This is a genomic window from Acinetobacter sp. HY1485 (assembly GCF_027568475.1).
GTDB lineage: Bacteria > Pseudomonadota > Gammaproteobacteria > Pseudomonadales > Moraxellaceae > Acinetobacter.
This window is the reverse complement of sequence record NZ_JANKZG010000006.1, coordinates 58,779-84,017: the sequence shown is the minus strand read 5'-3', so window position 1 is coordinate 84,017 and position 25,239 is coordinate 58,779. Positions and strand designations below refer to the sequence as shown.

Below are 25,239 nucleotides of genomic sequence, written 5' to 3'. Positions count from 1 at the left end.
AGTTCCTTTATTCTACGTGGCTTGCTTGAGGGATTTTTGCCTCAAACTCACTGCGGAAATGTTTAAGTGCGCCCATTAAAGGTTCCATTGCACCCGGCGCATGCGCACAAAACGTTTTACCAATCCATAATTTTTTGGTTAGCTCAGACAAGTGATCAATATCTTCTTGTTTGCCTGTACCATCTTCTAATGCTTTTAAGGCTTTCACTGCCCACGGTAAACCATCACGGCATGGCGTACAAAAACCACAAGATTCGCGTGCAAAAAACTCTTCAAGATTACGTGTTGCAGACACCATACATTGTGTCTCGTCCACCACCATGAGTAAGCATGTTCCCAAACGTGAACCTGCTTTCATAATACTTTCAGAATCCATCGGCAAATCAATATGTTCTGCGGCTAAAAAGTCGGTTGATGCGCCACCCGGTAACCATGCTTTGAGGGTTAAACCATCACGCATACCGCCTGCATGTTCTTCAATTACTTCACGTGCGGTTGTACCAAATGGTAACTCCCACAAGCCCGGAAATTTTACTTTGCCTGATGCACCATAAATTTTTGTACCCGGATCTTTCGATTTTCCTTCTGAAAGTCCGATGTACCATTCGGCACCACGCAACAAAATTGCAGGCAAGTTGTTAAAGGTCTCTACGTTATTTACGATGGTTGGACGACCCCAAGCCCCCGCCACTTGCGGAAATGGTGGTTTAGTACGAGGATTGGCACGGCGACCTTCTAACGAATTAATTAAAGCTGTTTCTTCACCACAAATATAACGCCCTGCACCTGTATGCACGTGTAGATCAAAATTCCAACCTGTATCTAGGATATTTTCACCTAAATAGCCTTTGGCACGAATTTGCTCTAACGCTTCATTTAAATACTGTGCAGCTTCAATGTATTCACCACGAATAAAGATATAGCCTTGCGTTGCTTCAAGCGTATACCCTGCAATCAACATGCCTTCTATGAGTTGATGCGGTAGCTTTTCCATCAGCAAGCGGTCTTTAAACGTACCTGGTTCCATTTCATCGGCATTACAAATTAAATAGCGTGGGCCACCGTCATTCGGTGCCATTAACGACCATTTAATCCCTGCGGGGAAACCTGCACCACCGCGACCTTTTACCGTGGCAGCTTTAACTGCTTCTAACACTTCAGCAGGTTGCATCGTTAGTGCTTTTTTAAAGCCTGCATAACCTTCTAATGCTTCGTAATCGTCTGCAGAACGTACATGTTCTTGACGGCTTAAACGCCATGTTAAAGGATGTGTTTCTGGGTTGCCATCGCCATAAATTGGTTTTGGTTCAGTATTCATACATACTTCTCCAATAACTGTTTTACTGATGAAACATCAACAAGTCCGTGTGTATCTTCATCAATCATTAAGGTTGGCCCTTTATCGCAATTACCCAAACAGCAAATTGGCAGTAAGGTAAAACGATTGTCTGGCGTAGTTTGCCCATAAGCAATGCCTAATTCACGCTGAAATGCTTCTGCAAGTGTTTCTGCACCCATCAAAAAGCAAGCAATAGAATCACACAATAAAATGACATGACGCCCAACAGGTTGACGGTAAATACGGTTATAAAACGTTGCCACACCCTCAAGGTCTGCCACACTGATGGTGAGCAGTTGAGCGATGGCATTCATTTGTGCATCGTCTACCCAACCATGACGGCGTTGTACGCATTTGAGTGCATCTAAAGATGCCGCACGTGGGTATGGATAGTGCTCAATGTGATGTTGAATTTCGTGAATTTCTTCGTTTGTTAAAATTCCTTCAACATTCACACGAGGCTTTTTATCAGTCAAAATCATCATAATACGTTACCCCTAGCGATCCACGTCAGCCATAACAATGTCGATGGTTGCTAAGTAAATGATTAAGTCAGATACCAAACTGCCATTAATTACAGAAGGCATTTGCTGTAAGTGCGTAAAAGTTGGTGTACGAATACGAGTACGGTAACTCATCGTTGCCTTATCTGAGGTTAAGTAGTAATTACTTGCCCCTTTTACCACCTCTGTCATCACAGATGCTTCGCCTGCTGGCATGACAGGTCCCCAAGACACGCTCAAGAAGTGCGTAATTAAGGTTTCAATATCTTGTAATGTTTTATCTTTTGGCGGTGGTACAGCTAAAGGATGGTCTGCTTTATACGCACCTGATGGCATATTATCTAAACATTGTTTGATAATTTTAAGCGACTCACGAATTTCGTGGAAATGCACCATCACACGCGCAAGTGCATCACCTTCGTACTCTACAGGCACTTCAAAATCGTAATTTTCGTAACCGCTATACGGACGATATTTACGAACATCAAAGTCAATTCCTGTTGCACGCAAGCCTGTACCTGTCACACCCCAAGCCAATGCAGATTTTGCATCGTACTGTGCCACATTACGGGTACGCCCAATAAACACGGAGTTTTTAAGTGCTGCTTTATGATATTCATCAAGGCGTTTTGGTAACCAATCTAAAATTTCACGAATCAGATGTTGCCAATTATTTGGTAAATCGTGTGCAGTACCACCAATACGGAACCATGCAGGATGCATACGAAAACCTGTAATGGCCTCAATGGCATCATAGATTTTTTGACGGTCGGCAAACATATAAAACACAGGGGTCATACCGCCTGTATCTTGAATGGCTGTACCAATAAACAATAAGTGGTTATTAATACGGAATAGTTCCGACATCATTACACGGATACATTGCGCACGCTCAGGCACTTTAATACCTGCAAGCTGTTCTACACCCAACACGTACGGCATGTTTTGTGCACAACCACCCAAGTAGTCCACACGGTCTGTATATGGAATAAAAGAGTGCCATGTTTGACGCTCTGACATTTTTTCTACACCACGATGGTGATAGCCAATATCAGGCACACAGTCTTTTACTTCTTCGCCATCAAGCTGCAAAATTACACGGAATGCACCATGCGCAGATGGATGGTTAGGCCCTAAGTTCAAGAACATGAAGTCCTCGTCCTTATTGCCACGTTTTAAGCCCCAATCTTCTGGCACAAAGCGTAAATGCTCTTGCTCAAAATCTTGTTTGGCTTGGTTTTGCATATACGGTGTATATTCAGTTGCACGCGCAGAATATTCTTTACGAAGTGGATGACCTTCCCAATACGTTGGCAACAAAATACGACGTAACATGGGATGTCCATCAAAATGGATGCCAAACATGTCATACGCTTCGCGTTCGTACCAATTGGCATTTGGCCAAATATTGGTTGCTGTTGGAATATTCAAATCGCTTTCGCTTAGGGCAACTTTAATACGAATATCCGTATTACGCTCTAAAGAAAGTAAATGATAAAAGACCGTGAAATCTGATGCAGGCAAACCTTCGCGATGCTGACGCATACGCTCGTCTACCGCAGATAAGTCAAATAACATCACATAAGGACGCGCCACTGTACGCAAAAACATAAGGACGTCTTGTACGCGTGCACGCTCTACCCAAACCGTTGGAAAGTCTTCACAGGTGGTTTGCACATAGAAGTTATCGCCAAATTTGGTTTTTAATTCTTCTACAATTGCAAATGCTGGACGAACATCTGGCTTAGCAATTTCAGTTTCAGCCATTGTTTTGGCTTCCTTTTTAATACAGTTTTTATTCATTTTAGCTGCACATTCCGATCGTGCATGTTGTGCTAAAACTATTTAATCTCATCCATAGAACGTAGATTTTTTACCGCAATGCGCTCTGCATTTTTACGGTCACGCTCAGGCATCATCTTTGGCTTATAAATTGGCTTAAGATCATCCCCGATCACCGCAGAAAGCGGACGGCGTTCTAATTGAATTTGATCTTGTAATAACATTAGTGCTTGAATCAGCGCTTCTGGACGTGGTGGACATCCTGGCACATAGACATCAACAGGAATAATTTTATCTACACCCTGCACGACAGAATAAATATCGTACATACCACCAGAGTTGGCGCAAGCACCCATTGAAATAACCCATTTTGGCTCAAGCATTTGCTCGTACAAACGCTGAATAACAGGTGCCATTTTAACAAAGCATGTTCCTGCCACAATCATCAAATCTGCTTGACGAGGTGAAGCTCGGATAACTTCTGCACCAAAACGTGATAAATCATGTACACCGGTTAAAGTGGTTGCATATTCTACATAGCAACATGATGTACCAAAGTTAAATGGCCAAACTGAGTTTTTACGTCCCCAGTTAACTAAATTATGTGCCACGTCTTCTAAACGGGTCATAAATACGTTTTTATTCACTTCTTCCTGAAGTGGGTCAGTTACGACCTGTCTTTCTTGTAACGGATACTCGTCCGCTTCTGGATTAGCACGGGTTAATGTGTACTTCATCCCGTATTACTCCTTATTTTTTGCGCGTGATTGTGCTGGAATATGTCCCGTAGGATCTCGTACAAGTTCATCAATTGAATTAAAGCGTGTAATTTCTGCAATATCCATATTGGCAGAACCAATTTTTGGTAATGTGCCTGCAGCTTTACGGCGGTCAAAAGGCGACCAATTTAAAGCACCTGTTGATAAGGCATAAACAAGACCAATCAACAAATCAATAATAAAAATAGCAACGGTGGTAAAACCAAACCATCCTACTTCACGCACAGATGTTGCCCATGCATATAGATACAGTGCTTCAATATCAAAAAGAACAAAGAAAATTGCCACAAGATAAAACTTGGCAGACAGGCGGATACGTGCACCACCTGCGCCGACAATTCCAGACTCAAACTGCTCTTGTTTTGCGCGACCCCATGCACGACCACCGAGTAATTGCGGTACAGTCAGCATGAAAACGCAAAGGAATGTAACACCGATGACAAAGGCAGTAATTGCCCAGTCGTATGGAGTAATGGCACTCATGCGGGGATAACTCCTGGCAGGCCTGTTTGAACAAAAGAATGTATGTATTGGCCTATAAATACACCAAACATAACTTAACTTAAACGTTCTGATTGTACCCGATTTCTGTTTTGACTGGCTATAAACCAAAAACCTTGCTTTTACTGTGTTTTACCCAATTTTAAGACAGATAATGCCGAAACTACTTAGAATATATACTTATTGGTTTCTGCTATTATTTTTTGATCAATTCACTTTTTTTTCAATCGTTATCATTTTTTGTCACTTACATTCACAATTTCATTACATTCTTTTTAAATCTGCTTCGTTATATTAAAAGCATAAAATAACAAGCAATTATTGGAGACAGATCATGAACTTAGAATACACACATAAACCAAATTATTTTTTAGCTGCACAACTTTTGATTCGTTATGTACAAACAAAAGTACAAAAAACTCAAAGTAATGAAATTGAAATTGCCTTTCAAGATTTAACAAAAGTATTTCAAGGTGATTTTGCCTCTTCATCTACCAACTTAGAAAGTATTTTAAATATTGCAGATGAATATAAAGTAGAAACAATTTCAGGCGATCAACGTATTATTGAACGTTACGATATTGATAGCGAAGAAAAACATCTGCATATTTTTGTCTACCCGCAAGCAGGTCAAGCACTGCTTGATGGTAAAGACCTGATTAATCCAGATGCTTCATCATATGAATAAATAAGGGCGACTACTTAGTCGCCTTTTTTACAGGCCATGTCATCATAAAGCGTGCACCTCCTAAATCTGGGCTTGCATCAACTTTAATTTCGCCACCAAACCAAAATGCGATACGGCTCACAATAGATAATCCTAGTCCATAACCACCTGATGCCCGTGTACGGCTATCATCTAAGCGCGCAAAGGCTTCAAACACTCGCTCACGGTCTGCTTCTGCAATCCCTTCACCATCATCTTCTACGCATACATAGGCATCACCACGATCGTCTATACCGCCTGTAAGCCTAATTTTTGTATCGCAATGACGAATTGCATTGCCTACAAGATTTTGTACTACACGGTGTAAATATCGACGTTCTGCTTCTGCAACTACACTCTCATCTGGTGCAACTAATTCAATTTCTTTTTGCGTTTTCAGTGCTTGTGTCTCTTTCTCAACTTGACACAATACATCTGCAATTGAAATATTTTGAATATCTAAAGATGGCGTACCCTGCTCTAGTTTAGCATAGGTCATAATCTCATCAATAAGCGTATTGAGTGCTTCAATATCCTCATCAATCAGCTTCACTTGACTTAAACGAAAGTCATAATCGTCCTCGTCCGCCAACATTTCCATACCAAAGCGAATACGTGCAACAGGTGTTCTTAATTCATGAGAGACCGCACGCATCAATTCTCTTTGTGCTTCAATTAAACGTTCAATATGACTTGCCATATCATTATAACTTGAAGACAAACTTGCCATTTCGTCTGAACCTTCAACAGGTAACCGAGATGATAAGTCACCACTTTTGGTTTTATCTAAGGCACGAATGGCTTGTTTGATTTTCTTTTGAAGGGGCAAAATTAGACCATACACGCCTAAACTCAATAAAAACAAACTTAGTAATGTAATTCCTGCTGCAAGCTGGAATGGCATCCAATTAAACATGGGTACAGGACCAATCACCAATACTTCAGATGGATTATTGGGTACAGGCGAGACAATAGAGATTGTTGTACCACGTACAGATGCACTATCACGGTAAAGTAAAATGCTTTGGTCTTGGCGCAAGCGTCCTATTTGTTCTGAATCTAAACCTAGACTTAAAATAGATTGAATTTCTATTGGGTAAGAAAAATGTTCGCGAATTTTATCTAAATATTGTTTTTCTTGTCCGGGATAATAAATAAGATAATCTAAAATAAAAATTGGAAGTGCCTTAATTTGACGTTCACCAATCTTATTAACGTTTACAAAAACCAAATGCTGAGGGTCATGCGGTAAACCAATATACATATTTGCATTCATGGTTTGCGTGTCATAACGTACAACCGCTTGTGCTTGTTCTATGCGTTTTTTTTCAGAACGAGAAAGCTCAATTTTGTTACTGTCAATCATTGAAATCGGAAGCTCTAACAAATCAGAAGCATCCGATAACCAATCTTTTTTCTGCTGCTCAGTTGACTGACGCTCTACCCCTTGGGCAATTACATAAGAAATGCCATCTGTAAGAGATTCACGATATTCTTGCGCTCGTTGGTAGTTAATAATTTGCACGAGCAAGTAACCAAATGCAGCTACTAGGGCAACTAACACCACAACGCCAGCATAAATACGCAAGAATATACTGTGTTTAAACACGAATCGTCAGCCTCTTAAATTATGCTTCTTTTACAAACAGATAACCCTTACTACGTACTGTTTTAATACGTTTTGGATTTTCTGGATCATCCCCAATTTTAGGACGAATACGTGAAATACGTACATCAATAGAACGATCTTGTCCATCGTATTCAATACCACGCAAACGTTCAAAAATATCTTCACGCGATAAAATTTTGCCTGCATTCGATGCAAGTAACCATAATAAATCGTATTCTGCGCTTGTAAAATCAACAAGCTCATCGTTTAGCGTAACAGAGCGACCACCGTTATCAATCACAAGATCATCAAACTCGATACGCTGTGCAACTTCATCTTCTGCTGCTTTGTCTGTACGGCGTAATAACGCACGGATACGCGCTAAAAGCACACGAGGTTGTACAGGTTTTGCCACATAGTCATCTGCACCCATTTCTAGACCAAGAACTTGATCCATATCTTCTGTGCGAGCAGTCAACATTAAAATTGGATGATGATAGTGAGCACGTACTTCACGACACACTGTTAAGCCATCTGCGCCCGGTAACATTACATCAAGGACCACCATGTCAGGCTGCTCTGCAATGATGCGGCGAATTGCGCGGTTACCGTCTGGTTCTACAGCGACTTCTAAACCATTACGAATTAGATATTCTTGCGTAAGACGTGCTAGACGCTCATCATCTTCAACAATTAAAATTTTTGGTAACTTTTCTTCTTGGCTCATGTATGCCCCCTTATCATCTGTTCGATAAGCTAATGTACTAATTTATATTGAGCAATATACACAGGTTTACATTGTAAACAAGCCACTTTTCACCAAACTGATACATGAGCGTCAATTTTTGTAAGTATAGGTTTAATAATTGAATTGATTGAATTTTTATCAAAAATCTATCAACTCATTCTAAAAATTGGTTTTTTCTAAAAAAAAGCAATAAAAAAACAATTATTTATAATAATATTACTTCTATTTATTGATGATTGTAAAATTATTCTATGCAATAGAAATGAGTTACTAAAACTCACAAAAAAAGCCAGCAAAATGCTGGCTTTTTGAATGGATGGCTTACTTTTTCTTTTTAGGTCCAAGTAGCATACCCATTTGACGACCTTCCATTTTTGGTGCTTGTTCTACTACACCCATCTCAGCCACGTCAGCTTCAATTTTTTGTAGTTGCGCAAGACCTAATTGTTGGTGCGCCATTTCACGTCCACGGAAACGAAGGGTAATTTTTACTTTATTACCATCTTCTAAGAAGCGAGTGATTGCACGTAATTTTACGTTGTAGTCACCTACGTCTGTTCCCGGACGCAATTTGATTTCTTTAACTTGCACTTGATGCTGTTTTTTCTTCGCATCTTTTTGCTTTTGCTTTAAATCAAACAAGTGCTTGTTGTAGTCCATGATTTTACATACAGGTGGCTCTGCATTTGCAACGATCTCAACAAGATCAAGATCTGCTTGTTCTGCCGCACGAATTGCTTCGTCTAACGACACGATCCCTGCTTGTTCTCCATCAGCACCAACTAGACGTACTTCTTTAGCACGAATTTCCTCATTGATTGCTGGACGATTGCTTTTTCCACCTTGTTGGTTACGATCAGGCTGTTTAATCTTTCTTACTCCACAATATACCGGCCATGTTCGGCTACGGCTGTTTTCACTAAGTCAATAAATGCATCAATTGACATAGTACCCAAATTCTTTCCTGAGCGAGTACGAACATTCACTGTTCCTTCTTCCACTTCACGGTCACCAAGAACCACTAAATATGGAATGCGCTCAAGTGTACGCTCACGGATTTTAAAGCCAATCTTCTCGTTTCTTAAATCTGAAACGGCACGAAGACCGTGTGCTTTAAGTTGTGCCACCACATTATCACATGCTTGTGATTGCGAGTCTGTAATATTCATGACACAGACTTGTGTTGGCGCTAACCATGGTGGCATAAATCCAGCATAATGTTCAATCAGTATACCAATAAAACGCTCAAAACTACCAAGAATTGCACGATGTAACATAACAGGTTGGTCACGATCGTTATCTTCAGTCACAAATGATGCGTCTAAACGTTCTGGTAAATTGAAGTCACATTGAATTGTACCACACTGCCATACACGTCCTAAGCAGTCTTTAAGCGAGAATTCAATCTTAGGACCATAAAACGCACCCTCACCCGGCTGAAGCTCCCACTCAAGACCTGCATCATCAAGTGCATCAGCAAGTGATTTTTCTGCCATGTCCCAAAGTTTGTCATCACCTACACGTTTTTCTGGACGTGTTGAGAGTTTCATCTGAACATCTTCAAAACCAAAGTCTTTATAAACATCTAATGTTAGTTTAATAAAGTCGGCAACTTCTTGTCCAATTTGCTCTTTGGTACAAAAAATATGTCCATCATCTTGGGTAAAGCCACGCACACGCATAATACCGTGTAAAGAACCAGATGGCTCATTACGATGGCATGAACCAAACTCTGCCATACGAATTGGTAAATCACGGTAAGACTTTAACCCTTGGTTAAAAATCTGAACGTGACATGGGCAGTTCATAGGTTTTACAGCATAGTTACGACTTTCTGAATGAGTCGTAAACATGTTTTCTGCATAGTTTGCTGCATGTCCAGAGCGCTCCCAAAGGGAGAAATCTACAATTTGTGGTGTACGCACTTCTTGATATGCATTATCCGCCTGTACTTTACGCATATATTGCTCAAGTACTTGGTAGATTGTCCACCCATTTGGATGCCAAAATACCATACCTGGCGCTTCTTCTTGTATATGGAACAAGTCTAACGCTTTACCAATTTTACGGTGGTCGCGTTTTTCTGCTTCTTCAATACGCTTGATATAAGCTGATAACTGTTTTTTGTCTGCCCAAGCTGTACCGTAAATACGTTGTAGTTGCTCATTTTTAGCATCACCACGCCAATAAGCACCTGAAATTTTAGTGAGCTTAAATGACTTTAAAAATTTTGTATTGGGTACGTGTGGACCACGGCACATGTCTACATATTCTTGATGGTAGTACAAGCCCATTTGTGTTTCGTTAGGCATGTCTTCCACAAGACGTAATTTGTATTCTTCACCACGCGTTTTAAATACTTCAATCACTTCGTCACGCGGTGTCATTTTTTTAACAACGTCGTAATCTTGTGCAATTAAAGATTTCATACGTTCTTCAATGGCTGCCATATCATCTAATGTAAATGGACGTGGCATTTGAATGTCGTAGTAAAAACCTTCTTCAATAACAGGACCAATCACCATTTTCGCTTCTGGAAACAACTGTTTAACAGCATGTCCCACTAAATGCGCACAAGAGTGACGAATGATTTCGATACCTTCATCATCTTTTGGAGTAATAATCTGTAATGTTGCATCTTCAGTGATGATGTCACACGCATCAACTAAATGCCCATTTACACGACCAGCAACTGTGTTTTTTGCAAGACCCGGTCCAATACTTTGGGCAACGTCCATCACAGAAACTGCTTGGTCAAATTGTTTTTGATCGCCATTTGGCAATGTAATAATTGGCATAAAAAATCCTTAAGGAGTGATGCCCCATACGAAGGAGCATATCACCGCGAGATTATGATCGAGGAAAACCTCAAAAATATAAAAACGGTGGTTTATTTGATTTTACACATCTGATAGGGTTTGTGAAGCCTTTATTTTGCTTTACCCTGATCAGACAACAGCGCCACTTGCTGAACATAGTTCAAAATACGCTGACGTGCTTCTTCAAGTTCTTCAGGCGTCGCTTGTAAACTTTGATCACGATGGTAGCGCAAAATATGTTGACGTAAAGTATGGCGATCGGTGGCATTAAATGCTTTGGTAAACTCATGTAATGCAGGGTCACCTTGCTCAATCATACGGTCTACCCAACGATTAAGTTGTGCCGTTTTTTTAAGCCCTTGTTGTGGCGTTAAGTAAGATAAAATTACGGTTTCATCTTCACTACGCAACAATTTACCAATACGCTGAAATTGGCGACGACGCGCCTCAAACGAGCTGATCAGCTTTACATCAAGTAAGGCTTCAATTAAGCGCTCTTCTACAGGAAGTTGCTCAATTTGTTTGTTTGAGAGTTCAGCAAGCTGCTCTCCAAGTGCCGCCATACGTTGTACAGCTTTTTTTTGCTCAGTTTTACTTGCACGACCTTCTAATGATTGAAAGTCTTCGGTGCTATAACCTTTTTGCGGTCGACGTGCCACGTTTAATCTGCCTCGTTAAATTTTGCTGCAAAGAGTGCTAAAACTTCGTTTAACGCCTCTTGTTCATCTGGTCCATCAACAACCAAGCGCAAAGTGGTTCCTTTACCTGCACCTAACATAAGCAAAGCCATGATATTTTTCGCATCAATCAACTTTTCGCCTTTTCCAATTTGAATATTGGAGCGAAATTTGGTGGTTACCTCAATGAGCTTTCCAGATGCGCGTGCATGTAAACCAAGTTTGTTAATTACATCTACTGTTGTGTCAATCATGACCAGTGCTTCATTTCTCTATGTAAAATTTGAATAGACCATTTTGCTTGAAGTGCCTTTTGAAGTCTATCCACCATATATACAGAACGGTGTTGTCCACCCGTACAGCCGATAGAAATGGTCATATAATGACGATGTCCTTTGGAAAATACAGGCAACCATTTTTCTAAAAATTTAAAAATGTCTTGATACATTTCATTTGCATCGTCATTGGCACTTAAAAAGGCTTGAACAGGTTCATCTAACCCTGACAATTTTCTCAAGTTTAAATCCCAATGCGGATTAGGCAAATGTCTGACATCAAAAACATAATCGGCATCTAATGGAATGCCATGTTTATAACCAAATGACTGTAAAATTACAATTAAGCGATCAGATTGGTCTAATTTAGATAACAAGGTATGTTTTAAATCGTGAACGCTTTTATTGGTTGTATCAATATTGACTGTTGCACGTAACTGAACAGGTAAAAGTAAGCTTTTTTCTTCTTGGATACATTCGTTTAAGCTAGTACAACGCCCCGTTAAAGGATGCGGACGGCGCGATGCACTAAAGCGTGTAATGAGCTCTTGGTCTTTAGTCGTCAGATAAATAACGTCTACCGTTCCATGTTTTTGTAGTTGCTCAAAAACACCATCAAAATCTTGTAAATCGGCATGGGTACTGCGTACATCTACACCTAATGCAAGTTGTTCTAAATTATTTTCACGGTCAAGTTTAGAAACAATTTCTGGGAGTAATGCCAACGGTAAATTATCAATACAATAATAACCTAAATCTTCTAGCACCTGTAATGCCGAAGATTTTCCCGAACCCGACTGTCCTGTTACAATCAAAATACGTTTCACGGCACTATCCCCTTCATTTAAGGTGAATATTTTATTTGTAGGTTATCAATTAAGCGGGTATTTCCAAGCTTGGCTGCCACCAAAATAACCACATCTTGATTAAACTGTTCTATACGTTGTAATGCTGGTGTACGTGCTTCTACATAATCTACATTAAAGCCATTCTGCGCAAGTGTATTTTTTACGTTATTCATTACATCTGTTAGGTCTTGACCTGTTATCAGCTGTTGTTCGGCAGTTTGTAGGCTTTGATAAATAATGGGTGCTGTTGCGCGCTGTACTTCTGTTAAATAACCATTACGCGAACTCAACGCTAAACCATCTTTTGCACGTGTAATCGGTACACCAATCACTTCAAGTGGTATATTTAAATCACACACTAATTGTTTAATAACAGCAAGCTGTTGGTAGTCTTTTTCACCAAAAAATGCATAGTGTGGCTGAACCATATTAAATAATTTGGTTACCACCACAGCAACACCATCAAAGTGCCCTTCGCGACTTGCACCACATAAATCTTGAGTAATCTCACCTACAGTAATATTCGTCAAACGTGGCTGTGAGCCGTACATTTGCTCAACCGTTGGTGCAAAAATAATATCGCACCCAACCTCTGCTAATAATTGGCTATCTTGGTCTAATGTCCGCGGATAATTTTCAAAATCTTCATTGGGTCCAAACTGAATTGGATTGACAAAAATACTGACTACCACCACATCACATAGGTTTCTTGCTTCTCGCACAAGGTTTAAGTGTCCTTCATGCAAATTACCCATGGTCGGTACAAACCCAATAATTTTACGGTTTGCCCGTGCAGGGCTTAAAGATGCAGATAAACCTTGGATTGTGGTTTCAGTTTTCATGTTACAACTCGATTTGAAAAGTATGTTCAGGGCTTGGAAATGTCCCTGCAATCACGGCTTGATGATAGGCACGAAACGCATCTAAAATTGCATTTGAACCTGATTGGTCAGTCATAAAGTTACGTACAAATTTTGCAACTTTACCTTGGGTCAGTCCTAGCATATCTTGTACAACTAACACTTGGGCATCGGTATAGCGTCCTGCACCAATTCCAATCACAGGGATATGCGGAAAAAGTTCTGCCACTTCACGCCCGACTTGCTCAGGTACACATTCTAAAAGTAAAACAGCCGTACCTGCCTCAACTAAGGCTTTGCAGTCTGCAATCAATTGGTCTGCTGTTTCACGCGTACGCGCTTGAACCTTGTAACCACCAAACACATGCACAGATTGGGGTGTTAAACCTAAATGCATACAGACAGGCACACCGTTTTGCGTTAGGGTACGCACGGTATCAGCAAGCCATGCACCACCTTCAATTTTAACCATTTGTGCACCTGCCTGCATGACCTCACGTGCATTTTTAATGGCATCAGATGGTGTGGCATAGCTCATAAAAGGTAAATCGGCAATAATAAGTGCATGTTGATTGGCACGGCGCACACAAGCGGTGTGGTATGCCATGTCTGCAACCGTCACAGGCAAGGTTGAATCATGTCCTTGCATGGTCATTCCAACTGAATCACCAATTAAAATCGTATCAACTTGGGCAACTTCCATCGCTTTTGCCATGCTTGAGTCATAACACGTCAAACAAGAAAATTTGCGACCTTCAGTTTTAAATTTCTTTAAGTTGCTTAAGCTAATCATTTTTTCTCCGATACAACGTAGATTGGCGTACAACCTCAAGTGTTGCGACAGCTTGACCATTTATACTAAGATTTGGATTCAAATCTAACAACGGCACCAATACAAAATCACGCTCTAAAATACCCACATGTGGCACGGTTAAACGTGGATGATCAATACTGTGTGTGCCATACAGCAATAAGTCTAAATCAAGTGTACGTTCACCCCAATGGCGTAAACGTACACGACCCGACTCATTTTCAATACGCTGTAATTCATCTAGCAATGCCAAGGGTTCAAGTATTGTTTGTAGCTCTGCCGCGGCATTTAAGTAATCAGGCTGATCTTGTGGTCCCATAGGAGGCGTACGGTAAAATCGAGATACTCGTACTTGTCCAAGTTGTTCAAGTTGACTCACTGCATCGTTTAAAATTTGCTGTGAGTCACCTAAATTACTGCCTAAACCAATATACGTGGTGATCATTATTGCGTTGGTCCGAAAATCACTTGGCTTAAATCACGTTTAACACGTTTACGTTTTAGAATTGGGTGATTGTCTGCCACATCTGTTTGTTGCGTTGGACGTTCACGCTCTACACGTTTACGACGTGGTTTAGGCTCAGGTTCTTGTACCAATGGTTCAATTTCAACATCGACCACTTTTTCAGGTTTACGGCGATCTTTTAAACGCTGACGATTGTATTTACTAATCGCTCGTTCTTTTTCATCGCTTGATAAATTCTGATACGTCTCCCACCACTGCCCCATACCTTGTGTATCTGGATCACCTACTTTTTCACGTAACAACAAAAAGTCGAACCCTGCACGAAAACGTGGATGTGCCGCGAGGGCGGGAATTTGCTGTGGTTTTGGATTAAGTAAACGCGTTTGCATTTCCCACACTTCACGAATAAAGGTTTCGGCAAAACGTGGAATAACGGTACGTGTTGATTGACGTTTTAAAACATCTAAGCCCGCTTGTGCGCGTGCCTCAGCCGCCACTAATCCTTTTTTAATATAGAATTCGTAACGTTGTAAAAAGTTTTCCCACAGTAACACAGCATAAAAGAATGCAGGGTTAATGGTTTTACCCACCTGAATACGTTGATCTGTATTTTTGGCAGCCAAATCAATAAATGGAGTAATGTTTGGTGAAATATCAGCAAACAGTTGTTGCCAAATATCAAACTCAATCATCAAAGGTAAAACTTCTTTTAAACGCCCCATCGTAAAGAGTTTTTGCGACTCATCATACAAACGGTGAGGTGACACATCACGCAACAAACGCGTCATTTTAGGTGTAAAAATCTCTAAAATGTCATCTGCAATTTTGAAGTTAAGTTTTGCTGCAAAACGTAGCGTTCTTAGCATACGCACAGGGTCTTCTTCAAAACGTCGTGCAGGTTCACCAAGTAAGCGTAATATTTTTGTTTTTACATCATCAATGGCATGACAAAAATCTAAAATAATGCCTTTGCGTGGTTGGTAGTACATCGTGTTAATTGAAAAATCACGGCGTACAAAGTCTTGCTCAATGGTTCCCCAATTATTGTCACGTAAAATCATGCCTGCCGCACTCGTTACCACTTTTTTAGGTGGCGCACGAAACGTGGCAACTTCAATCAACTCACGTCCAATAAAAACATGTGCAAGCTCAAAACGTCGTCCAATAATACGGCAACGACGCCCAAAGACTTCTTTAATTTGTGCAGGTGTTGCGTTAGTCACTGCATCAAAATCTTTTGGGTTTAAGCCAAGCATTAAGTCACGTACACCACCACCAACGATGTATGCGTCATAACCTGCTTTTGTTAAACCATCAATCACTTCTGTAATGGATGGGGGTAATTTTTTTATGGATAGTCCATATTTTGACGCGCGTAAAGTGTGCAAAAGACGCTCTCTCCTACGTCTGGGTAAATTTTGTTGCTAATCATAGAGCATCGCCCCATAAAGGGCAATTACTAAAGTCCGTGCTGTTTAGCTTCGTCCCAAAGTTTATCCATTTGTTTAAGCGACATTTTATCTGTCATGTGCTGTTCAATATAGGCAAAACGTTGTCTAAATTTATGAATTGTGCCTAATAAAGCCTGTTCGCTCGAAACATTAAGTTTACGCCCAATATTTACCAACGAAAATAAACAATCGCCAAACTCATCCTCGACTTCTTTTTGGGTTTGATGTGTCAGTGCATATTTAAGTTCTTGCCATTCTTCATCAAACTTATCCATTGCTTCTTCTACCGTTGGGAAATCGAATCCAATCTCAGCTACATTTTTTTGTATAGCTTGGGCTTGAAGCAATGATGGCGCATGTTTAACGGTACTTAAACGGCTTTTTTGCGGTTGTTCTTGCGCTTTGGTTTGTTGCCACAATGCCTCAACCTCTGCTTGTGTATGCGCTTGCTCATCTCCAAATACATGCGGATGACGGCGAATCAGCTTTTCATTGAGTGTTTTAACCACATCATCAAAGTTAAATTCATTTTGTTCGCTATACATTTGGGCTTGAAATACAACTTGTAATAATAAATCTCCAAGCTCTGCTTTTATGTCTTCTACATTACCCGAACGGACTGCATCTTCCACTTCATACGCTTCTTCAATAGTATAACGAGTTAGGCTTTCGGGGGTTTGTTTTTTGTCCCATGGACACTCTTGGCGTAAGCGTGCCATCGTTTTTAATAACTCTTGCATGATGCTCCCTCAAACAAAAACCAGCAGTTAAACTGCTGGCTTGTTTTGTACCAAACGTCTGGCACTGATAATACCGGGTTGTTGTTCTAAGCGTGCCAATAATCGAGATAGCTGCGATAGTCCTTTGACCTCAATCAACAACTTCATATTGGCAATTCCATCTGTTTCAGAAATAGTATTTACCTGACGAATATTGATTTGATCAGCAAAAATCACTTGTGTTAAATCTCGCAATAAACCACGGCGATCATATGCTTCTACCACAATTTGAATACTTTGCCCACGCGTCGGTTGTAGTTCCCAATCGGCATCTACAGCGCGCTCAGGCTCTTGAGTAATCATACGATTATAATCTGGGCATTCTTTTTTATGAATACTCACACCACGATTAAGCGTGATATAACCACCAATTGGCTCGCCATGAACAGGCTGACAACATTGTGCAATATTGAGCTCAACATTATCTAAACCATCAACCAAAATTCCATGTGCAGACAATGTATGGCTTGCACGCGGATTAAGCGCAGGTTTTAATACCAACTCAGGTTCGTCTTGATCAAGCTTCATATGGCGATTGACTTGGTTCATTAAAGAATGAAGCCCAATATCGCCACTGACCAAGCCCACCAAAATGTCATCACCTGTTTTGACATTAAAATGTGCACAATATTCGTTTAAATCAATACTTTTAGGATGAATCGCTAAGCGTTGTAACTCTTTAGTTAAGAGCTCATGCCCCACTTCTAAATTTTTGCTACGGTCTTGCTGTCTAAACCAATGACGCAACTTATCACGCGCACGCGCTGTTTTAATATAACCTAAAGAGCTAACCAACCAATCACGGTTAGGTTCACGGTCTTTTTTGGTTAAAATTTCAACCTGCTCACCCGTTTTTAAAGTATAGGTGAGTGGCACATAACGTTGATTAACCCGTGCCGCATAACAATGGTTGCCTACTTCGGTATGCACATGATAAGCAAAGTCTAGAACTGTCGAACCACGTGGTAATTCTTTAATGTCACCATCACGGCTGAACACATAAATTTTTTCGAAATCTTCAAAATCTTGTAATTTTTCAAAATCATCTTCTTCATCTTTAGGATGTGCACCTGTTTCATTGCGCTCTTGATAATGCTCAAGTACAGCACGTAATGAATGCAAACGATGATTAAATGAGAAATCCGTGCCTTTTGCGCCTTCTTTATAATTAAAATGCGAGCACACACCCAATTCTGCTTCTTCGTGCATTTCATGGGTACGAATTTGAATTTCTAACGATTTGTTTTCTGCTATCGCTGCCGTATGTAACGAACGATACCCATTGGCTTTTGGGTTGGTAATGTAATCATCAAATTGATTTGGAATATGTCGCCAAATTTGATGCACAATCCCTAAAACGTGGTAACACACAGGCACATTAGGCACTAAAATTCGAAGCGCACGAATATCGTAAAGTTGGTCAAAGCTTAAATTTTTGCTTTTCATCTTACGATAAATTGAATAGATGTGTTTTACACGTCCACTAATATCTGCTTCAATATCGTGCTTTTTGAGTTCATCTCCTAAGCGATCCATCACACATTGAATGTATTGCTCACGCTCCAAACGCTTTTCATTGAGTAATTTTGCAATCTCTTTATAACGCTCAGGAGCTAAATAACGAAATGCCAAATCTTCAAGTTCCCACTTGAGTTGAGCAATACCCAAGCGATGGGCAAGTGGCGAGTAAATGGTTAAAATTTCACGTGCAACACGTTCTTGACGCTCTTTAGGCGATTTTGCAAGCTCACGAAGCTCGTAAGTTCGCTCAGATAACTTAATTAAAACAACACGGACATCTTCAGTTACTGAGATGAGCATTTTATAAATGCCTGTTAGATGCTCACGTTGATTATTATTAAAATGATCTTCTAGACGTTTATTTTGTTCAATGAGTTCAGAAAGTTTACCCATTGCCAGTGTGCCTTGCACAAGGCTTAAGACTTCTGCACCATAACGAGTCTGAACTTCTTCAAGTGAGGTTAACCCCTCACGGACACTGCGATAAAGTACAGCAGCAATTAGCGTATCTTCATCCACATGTAAATGGGCTAAAATATCAGCAACACCAATCCCTGTAATAAAAGTGTTATTACGATGTCGGACATTTGTGGCTTGTAATTCTTTTTCTAAGGTTAAACGTGCAACTTGTTCCAAACGCTTTAACGGTGCACCATCGATATGCTGACGCACTCGCTCTAGCCAATCCGTCAAATCTTGTTGTTGCAGGGCATGTTCTACAGTCGTTTCTTCCGACAACTGAGTTAGTCGTTCAGGTAACTGCTCACGCACTGTGACCATACCTATCTCCTGTCACGTTCAAATAAGGTAATTGATTCCACATGTCCTGTATGTGTAAACATATCCATTACACCTGCTTTTATTAACCGATATCCGTATTGGGCTAAAATTCCTGTATCCCGCGCAAGTGTAGCAGGATTACATGACACATAAACGATGCGCTTTGCATTAAAATTTGATATGTATTGCATAACTTGTTCTGAGCCAGAACGTGGTGGATCAATGAGTAATGCATCAAAGCCTTGTTGTGCCCATGGCTGCTGTGAAAAATCTTGTGTTAAATCTTGTTCGTAAAATTTAAGCTGAGATAATCCATTCAGCGTTGCATTTTTTTCGGCACGGCGCACCATTTCAGTGCTTCCTTCCACGCCAACCACCTCACCTGTTGCACCCACACGCGTTGCTATTGGTAAAGAAAAATTACCTAATCCACAAAATAAATCCAAAACACGCTCACCCTCTTTAAGCGCAAGCAAGTCACATGCCAATTTTACCATTTGCTCGTTTACGCTGGCATTCACCTGTGTAAAATCAAGTGGAGAAAATGTAAATTTTGTTGCAAAGTCAGCCAAGCTATACGTTAAGCCAACATGCTTTGCATCTAAACGATGCACTTGGTTTGGACGAGGCTGTAAATACAACTGCCATCCTCGCTCTAAAGCAAAATCAAGGAGTCGTTTTTTGTCTGAACGGCTTAATGGTGCTGTATGGCGTACCAACAACGCCACATCAGTATCGCCCATTGCCAATTCTACATGACCAATCACTGCCTTGCCTGTTAGACTTTCGAGTAATAGACGCAAATGTGGTAATGCTTGATTGAGAGTACTTTCTAAAACAGGGCATTCAACAATGTTGGTCAAACGGTTCGATTGACGCTCACGAAAACCCATTAATAGTTGATTCGATTTTTCCAAATAACGCACGCCAATGCGAGCACGGCGTCTGTATCCTGTTTGTTTGGAACGAATAGGCGCTAACCAGCTTTCAGGTTCAACTTGCGCAAAATGCGTAAAGTGAGATTTAAGCACATCTTGTTTAAACCGAATTTGCTCATCAGGGTGCATATGTTGCAAACTACAGCCACCACAGGTTTTAAAATGCTGACAAATGGGCGTTACGCGTGTTTTTGCAAACTCACCAATAACCTCAATGGCATCGGCTTCTTCTAAACGTTTTGTATCTCGCGTAATTTTAGCCACAACCGTTTCGCCCGGAAGCGCAAACTGAATAAATACTTTTTTCCCATTTTTTTCTACGGGTTGCTCGTAAAGTGCGATACCTCGTCCTTCATGAGAAAGAGACGTTACCTGAAAAGTCTGTTGGTTCAAAATATAACCTAATCAAAAAAAGTTTGGCTAAATGGCGTGCTTTGGGCACTTTGTTGCCATTGGGCTAAAAAGCCTTCGTGTTGAGGCTGTGTTGCTAAATATTGCTGTGTGCTTTTAATCAAATCTTGGTGATCTTCACGCAGAAGCTGTCCTTTGAGTAACAACCAACGCAAGTAAATAAACCATGTGTTTAATACATTTCCCTCGCAATACGAGGTTAAGCCTAACCAATCTTGTTGTTTAATCTGCTCAGGGACTTGATAGCCTTTACCCTCTCGTTTACCTGCAAAACCAAACATATGTGCCACATCATCTAACTTTTGAAAGTTACGTCCATTAAATAGCGCAAGCGCATCCATTAAATCGATATGCTGATGATGATAACGGTTTTGGTAATTGTTATAACGGCGTTGTTGATCAATCTCACCTTGATCAAGCAAACTTGGTGCAGACAGCCCATGATACATGGCACGATACAAAATCACAGGTAAATCAAACTGCGCGCCATTCCAACTGACTAAAACAGGTTGACGTTTTTCAAATACAGATAGAAATTTTTCTAAAATTTCAGCTTCAGTATTATCTTTTTGGCTTAATGAAAACAAACGCATGCCCTTTTCATCTATCCAAAACCCCGAGATACATGCAATTTGGTGCAAAGGTAATCGCTGAAAATCAGAGCCACTGTCTTGACGTCGAATTTTATTCAGTGCTTGCGTTTTGTCGTCATCATTTAAATTATTTAACTGATATAAATGCGCGCCTGCTTTTAAATCTGTGATGGTTTCTATATCAAATACAAACACTGGTAAACGCATGTTTAATCCTGTACAGAAAACAAACCTGTTGATAAATAACGGTCGCCTCGGTCACAAATAATGCAAACAATCACAGCATCAGGTTGCTCTTGCGCAATTTTTAACGCTGCCCAAACTGCACCACCCGATGACACCCCTGCACTGATTCCTTCTTGACGTGCAAGCTGACGCATGGTTTTTTCTGCCGCAATTTGTGGAATATCAATGGTGCGATCTACACGAGAAGCATCAAAAATGGTGGGTAAATATTCTTTTGGCCAACGGCGGATACCTGCAATGCTTGCGCCTTCTTCAGGTTGTAAGCCAACAATTTGAATATTTGGATTTTGTTCTTTTAAATATTTAGACACGCCCATAATGGTGCCTGTTGTACCCATCGAACTGACAAAATGCGTAATTTTACCTTGCGTTTGTTGCCAAATCTCTGGGCCTGTTGTGAGGTAATGTGCCTCTACATTATCAGGATTACCAAATTGATTCAGCACTAAACCTTTGCCTTCAGATTGCATTTTCAAAGCAAGATCACGCGCACCTTCCATGCCTTGGGCTTGTGTAACTTCAATGAGTTCTGCACCATACGCTTGCATGGCATCTTTACGTTCTTGGCTCATATTGTTGGGCATAATGAGCTTCATTTTATAGCCACGCATTGCTGCGACCATGGCAAGGGCAATGCCTGTATTGCCACTGGTTGCTTCAATTAAAGTGTCACCTGGTTTGATATCCCCTCGTTTTTCTGCTTGCATAATCATATTGTAAGCAGGGCGATCTTTTACCGAGCCCGCAGGATTATTACCTTCTAGTTTTGCCAATACGGTGGCTTGTGTTGCCATACGCTTTAAACGCACTAAAGGTGTTTTGCCTACGTAATCATCTAACTCGAGATTTTGATCGCTCATAATATCTACCTTGAAAGGGACATCCCTATTGTATGAAAAAAAGTACATGCCTGCACAGCTTTTTACCTGCATTGTGTCACAAAAAAGCATGCTAATATGGCTTGGTTGAAAAATAGCTTATAGCATTATGGCGGAATCAAAAAAGTCTTTATTACAGCGATTGCAACTTAACCAAGCCTATGGTCAATTGGTTGCCCTTATTTTTATTCCGATTGTGATCTTGGCAGGTGTCGGTGCTTACTTGGTGTTAAGCGAAACCAATCAAGCATCCTTAAGCCAACAACGTCACATTGCCATTGCTATTTTGTCACGCTACCAACACACCGCAGAACTTTTGGTCGATGCTATTCATAAAGACCCTAAAGAAACGCAAAAAGCGCAAACTATTTTACTTAGAATGCTCAATGAACGCTATTTACAACGCGTGAGTTTAGTTGACCAAGATATCCATATTAATATTGGTTTGCAACCTTACAAAAAATGGCCTGAATTTAATCAAGATGCGGGATTTATTGGCCCTATTCACGTCAACAGCAATAGTGTATATGGGGTTAAACTTCAATCGGGTTGGCTACTCATTGAGCTTGATAACCAACCCATGGAAGTTGCACATTATCATGTGTTTATGGTGTTACTTATCACTGCATTTATTACGCTATTATTGTTAATGCTATGTTTAAGTTTTTATTCAAGACGTTGGATTGCACCTCTTTACGAAATCCGTATGCAGCTACAACGCCTCAATGCAGACAATCTTGATGAGCCTGTCACCATTAACAGTAGTGGCGAGCTAAAACTATTACAACTTGATATTGAAAGTACATTAAAACGGTTACATCAAAGTTTTTTAGAACTTCAAGAACATACCGAACAAACCGAAGACGATTTAAGACGTACCCTTGATACACTTGAAGTTCAAAATATCACTTATCGTCAAGCGCGTGACCAAGCCATTTCTGCTAATCAATCCAAGTCGGTGTTTTTAGCCAATATTAGCCATGAGTTACGTACGCCTTTAAATAGTATTGATGGTTTTATTCATTTAATGCTGAGACAACATAATCTCACGAATGAACAAAACTTATACTTACAAACCATTCGTAAATCATCAGCTCATTTACTTGCGCTTATTAACGATGTGCTTGATTTTTCTAAGATTGATGCAGGCAAACTTGAACTTGAAATGGCACCGTTTGATCTTGAAGAAGCCATGTTTGATGTGATGGATATGCTGTCACCTTTAGCGGCTGAAAAAAATATTCATTTGGCATTTTACTTTGCTCACAATCTACCGCACCAAGTAACAGGTGATATTTTACGCTTTAAGCAGATCCTCACGAATCTTATTTCTAATGCCATTAAGTTTACCCCCGAGGGTGAAATTATTGTTCGTACACGTTTAGAACAAGAGCAAAATGGCAACTGTTTAATCCACTTTAGCGTACAAGACAGTGGTATTGGCGTAAACGAAAGTGAGCGCAAACACTTATTCAAGTCGTTCTCTCAAGGTGATGCATCTGTAACACGGCAGTTTGGCGGTACAGGTTTGGGGCTTGCCATTTCAAAACAACTTGTCACTTTAATGAAAGGGCAAATTGGCTTTGAAGATAATCAAGAACGCGCACCCACCGAAAAAGGCTCAACCTTTTGGTTTACCGTACACTTTGCAGTGAACAAATACCTAGAGATTTCCAACGAAGATTTCCATCATATGAATGTGGTGTCTTTTATTTCGCATGCGGCAACTGCAAATGTATTGCGTCATTATTTAGAAAATTATCAAGTTCAACACACAGAAGCCTCATCGTTATTAGATTTATTTGCGCGTCTTAAACAACTTGAATATGATGAAAATACATGGGTCATTGTCGATCATGGGAGTGATACGCAAGCTTTACTGACTGAAATTCGAACACGTTATCAAGGTAAGTTGGCAATTTATGGCTATCAAATGGCTTTGGAGCCAAATACGCTCAAAGAGTTCCGCGCCAATCCGTTGTATCAACCACTCAGCCGTCATGCGCTAATTCAACTACTTACCAATCAGGTCAATATCGACCATGAAAAAAGCAAAACTTTTAATGGCGAAGGCTTACAAATTTTAGCGGTTGATGATCATCTTCCTAACCTCATTGTACTGGAAGCACTATTAGGCGAACTTAACGTCACAACGGTTAAGGCACTGAGTGGACAAGATGCGATTAATCTTATTCAACAACGCATCGATAACAAGCAACCGTTATTTGACCTTATTTTTATGGATATTCAAATGCCTGTAATGTCAGGTATTGATACCACACGCGCCATTCGCTCGCTAGAAACTACGCTTGAGTATCAGACACATCTGCCTATTATTGCACTCACTGCACATGCCCTATCTGATGAAAAGAAAAAATTACTTGCAGTAGGTATGGATGATTACGTTACTAAACCAATTCAAATTGAACAGCTCACACAAATTTTAGCAACATGGACAGACAAAAATTTTGAAACGGTTGAGCCACTTCCAATTGCCCCTGAACCTGTACAATCGACAATCCTTGATTGGGCACAAAGCATACAACTTGCTGCCAATAAAGAAGAACTTGCTTTAGATTTATTACAAATGTTGGTTGCAAGTTTTGATAGTGAAATTGAAGAAATGCAACAACTCATTGAACTTGAAGATTTTCCACATCTAGAACATGTTTTACACCGTTTATATGGTGCAACACGTTATGTAGGTACACCTCAACTTCAACAAGTCACGGGTGATTTTGAATTGTTCATGTCAACTTTACGCAAAGAGAAAAAAGTCGCAGATGACGCATTTATTGATGAAGTGCTCACTCGTTTTGATACCCTAAAAAAGGTGATTGAAACAACACGCCAAGCTGCACTTAAAAAAATTGAAGATGCCAATACATAACGATTGAATTTTCACCTAAGAAACGCTAT

The 25,239-nt window shown here is 40.3% G+C and carries 23 protein-coding genes; 2 read left to right on the top strand and 21 right to left on the bottom strand.

What is annotated here, in order from left to right:
• Positions 1–7 precede the first annotated feature (7 nt).
• The 5 genes from nuoF to ndhC form a co-directional block, all read right to left on the bottom strand.
• Positions 8–1,318 carry an NADH-quinone oxidoreductase subunit NuoF gene (nuoF, locus tag PCI70_RS08560; protein WP_269914918.1) on the bottom strand — a complete coding sequence of 437 codons (1,311 nt, stop codon included), beginning with the start codon at positions 1,316–1,318 and terminating at the stop codon, positions 8–10.
• Positions 1,315–1,824 (bottom strand): NADH-quinone oxidoreductase subunit NuoE, encoded by a 510-nt coding sequence (gene nuoE, locus PCI70_RS08555; protein ID WP_269914917.1) that lies wholly within the window; start codon positions 1,822–1,824, stop codon positions 1,315–1,317. The genes nuoF and nuoE overlap by 4 nt, the downstream gene beginning before the upstream one ends.
• A 12-nt stretch (positions 1,825–1,836) precedes the next feature.
• Entirely contained in the window at positions 1,837–3,609 is a 1,773-nt protein-coding gene (nuoC, locus tag PCI70_RS08550; RefSeq protein WP_269914916.1) for an NADH-quinone oxidoreductase subunit C/D, read from the bottom strand.
• 74 nt (positions 3,610–3,683) lie between these two features.
• Entirely contained in the window at positions 3,684–4,361 is a 678-nt protein-coding gene (locus tag PCI70_RS08545; protein WP_269914915.1) for a NuoB/complex I 20 kDa subunit family protein, read from the bottom strand.
• 6 nt (positions 4,362–4,367) lie between these two features.
• Positions 4,368–4,886: an NADH-quinone oxidoreductase subunit A gene (gene ndhC / locus PCI70_RS08540; protein WP_269914914.1), complete on the bottom strand. Its 519-nt coding sequence runs from the start codon at positions 4,884–4,886 to the stop codon at positions 4,368–4,370.
• 352 nt (positions 4,887–5,238) lie between these two features.
• Here ndhC and PCI70_RS08535 point away from each other — a divergent pair, with 352 nt between their 5' ends.
• A complete protein-coding gene (locus PCI70_RS08535) occupies positions 5,239–5,592 on the top strand; it encodes a hypothetical protein (RefSeq protein ID WP_269914913.1) in 354 nt (117 codons plus the stop codon).
• A gap of 10 nt (positions 5,593–5,602) precedes the next feature.
• Here PCI70_RS08535 and bfmS read toward each other — a convergent pair whose 3' ends face one another.
• The 16 genes from bfmS to cysM form a co-directional block, all read right to left on the bottom strand.
• A complete protein-coding gene (bfmS, locus tag PCI70_RS08530; RefSeq protein ID WP_269914912.1) occupies positions 5,603–7,219 on the bottom strand; it encodes a sensor histidine kinase BfmS in 1,617 nt (538 codons plus the stop codon).
• A gap of 19 nt (positions 7,220–7,238) precedes the next feature.
• A complete protein-coding gene (bfmR, locus tag PCI70_RS08525) occupies positions 7,239–7,946 on the bottom strand; it encodes a response regulator transcription factor BfmR (protein ID WP_269914911.1) in 708 nt (235 codons plus the stop codon).
• A gap of 342 nt (positions 7,947–8,288) precedes the next feature.
• Entirely contained in the window at positions 8,289–8,837 is a 549-nt protein-coding gene (gene infC / locus PCI70_RS08520; protein ID WP_269914969.1) for a translation initiation factor IF-3, read from the bottom strand.
• 5 nt (positions 8,838–8,842) lie between these two features.
• On the bottom strand, positions 8,843–10,765 hold the full coding sequence (gene thrS / locus PCI70_RS08515; protein ID WP_269914910.1) for a threonine--tRNA ligase: 1,923 nt from the start codon (positions 10,763–10,765) through the stop codon (positions 8,843–8,845).
• Positions 10,766–10,896: 131 nt separating this feature from the next.
• The gene (gene yjgA / locus PCI70_RS08510; protein ID WP_269914909.1) at positions 10,897–11,445 is read right to left on the bottom strand and encodes a ribosome biogenesis factor YjgA; all 549 of its coding nucleotides are present in this window, start codon (positions 11,443–11,445) and stop codon (positions 10,897–10,899) included.
• A 2-nt stretch (positions 11,446–11,447) separates the two neighbouring features.
• Positions 11,448–11,717 (bottom strand): HPr family phosphocarrier protein, encoded by a 270-nt coding sequence (locus PCI70_RS08505; protein WP_269914908.1) that lies wholly within the window; start codon positions 11,715–11,717, stop codon positions 11,448–11,450.
• Positions 11,714–12,565, bottom strand: coding sequence for an RNase adapter RapZ (gene rapZ, locus PCI70_RS08500; RefSeq protein ID WP_269914907.1), 852 nt, complete (start codon positions 12,563–12,565; stop codon positions 11,714–11,716). Before rapZ ends, PCI70_RS08505 begins: the two co-directional genes overlap by 4 nt.
• Before the next feature lie 17 nt (positions 12,566–12,582).
• Positions 12,583–13,428 carry a pantoate--beta-alanine ligase gene (panC, locus tag PCI70_RS08495; RefSeq protein ID WP_269914906.1) on the bottom strand — a complete coding sequence of 282 codons (846 nt, stop codon included), beginning with the start codon at positions 13,426–13,428 and terminating at the stop codon, positions 12,583–12,585.
• Between the two features lies 1 nt (position 13,429).
• Positions 13,430–14,239: a 3-methyl-2-oxobutanoate hydroxymethyltransferase gene (panB, locus tag PCI70_RS08490; protein ID WP_269914905.1), complete on the bottom strand. Its 810-nt coding sequence runs from the start codon at positions 14,237–14,239 to the stop codon at positions 13,430–13,432.
• Positions 14,232–14,705: a 2-amino-4-hydroxy-6-hydroxymethyldihydropteridine diphosphokinase gene (folK, locus tag PCI70_RS08485; RefSeq protein WP_269914968.1), complete on the bottom strand. Its 474-nt coding sequence runs from the start codon at positions 14,703–14,705 to the stop codon at positions 14,232–14,234. Before folK ends, panB begins: the two co-directional genes overlap by 8 nt.
• Positions 14,702–16,111, bottom strand: a complete 1,410-nt coding sequence (gene pcnB / locus PCI70_RS08480; protein ID WP_269914904.1) for a polynucleotide adenylyltransferase PcnB — start codon at positions 16,109–16,111, stop codon at positions 14,702–14,704. Before pcnB ends, folK begins: the two co-directional genes overlap by 4 nt.
• 71 nt (positions 16,112–16,182) lie before the next feature.
• Positions 16,183–16,914, bottom strand: a complete 732-nt coding sequence (mazG, locus tag PCI70_RS08475; RefSeq protein ID WP_269914903.1) for a nucleoside triphosphate pyrophosphohydrolase — start codon at positions 16,912–16,914, stop codon at positions 16,183–16,185.
• Positions 16,915–16,941: 27 nt separating this feature from the next.
• Positions 16,942–19,254: a RelA/SpoT family protein gene (locus tag PCI70_RS08470; RefSeq protein ID WP_269914902.1), complete on the bottom strand. Its 2,313-nt coding sequence runs from the start codon at positions 19,252–19,254 to the stop codon at positions 16,942–16,944.
• A 2-nt stretch (positions 19,255–19,256) separates the two neighbouring features.
• Positions 19,257–20,585, bottom strand: a complete 1,329-nt coding sequence (gene rlmD / locus PCI70_RS08465) for a 23S rRNA (uracil(1939)-C(5))-methyltransferase RlmD (protein WP_442865183.1) — start codon at positions 20,583–20,585, stop codon at positions 19,257–19,259.
• Between the two features lie 8 nt (positions 20,586–20,593).
• Entirely contained in the window at positions 20,594–21,403 is an 810-nt protein-coding gene (locus PCI70_RS08460; RefSeq protein WP_269914901.1) for a 3'-5' exonuclease, read from the bottom strand.
• A 2-nt stretch (positions 21,404–21,405) separates the two neighbouring features.
• Positions 21,406–22,302 carry a cysteine synthase CysM gene (gene cysM / locus PCI70_RS08455; protein WP_269914900.1) on the bottom strand — a complete coding sequence of 299 codons (897 nt, stop codon included), beginning with the start codon at positions 22,300–22,302 and terminating at the stop codon, positions 21,406–21,408.
• Positions 22,303–22,429: 127 nt separating this feature from the next.
• Between cysM and PCI70_RS08450 the strand changes: the two genes are divergently transcribed.
• Positions 22,430–25,210, top strand: a complete 2,781-nt coding sequence (locus PCI70_RS08450; protein WP_269914899.1) for an ATP-binding protein — start codon at positions 22,430–22,432, stop codon at positions 25,208–25,210.
• Positions 25,211–25,239 lie beyond the last annotated feature (29 nt).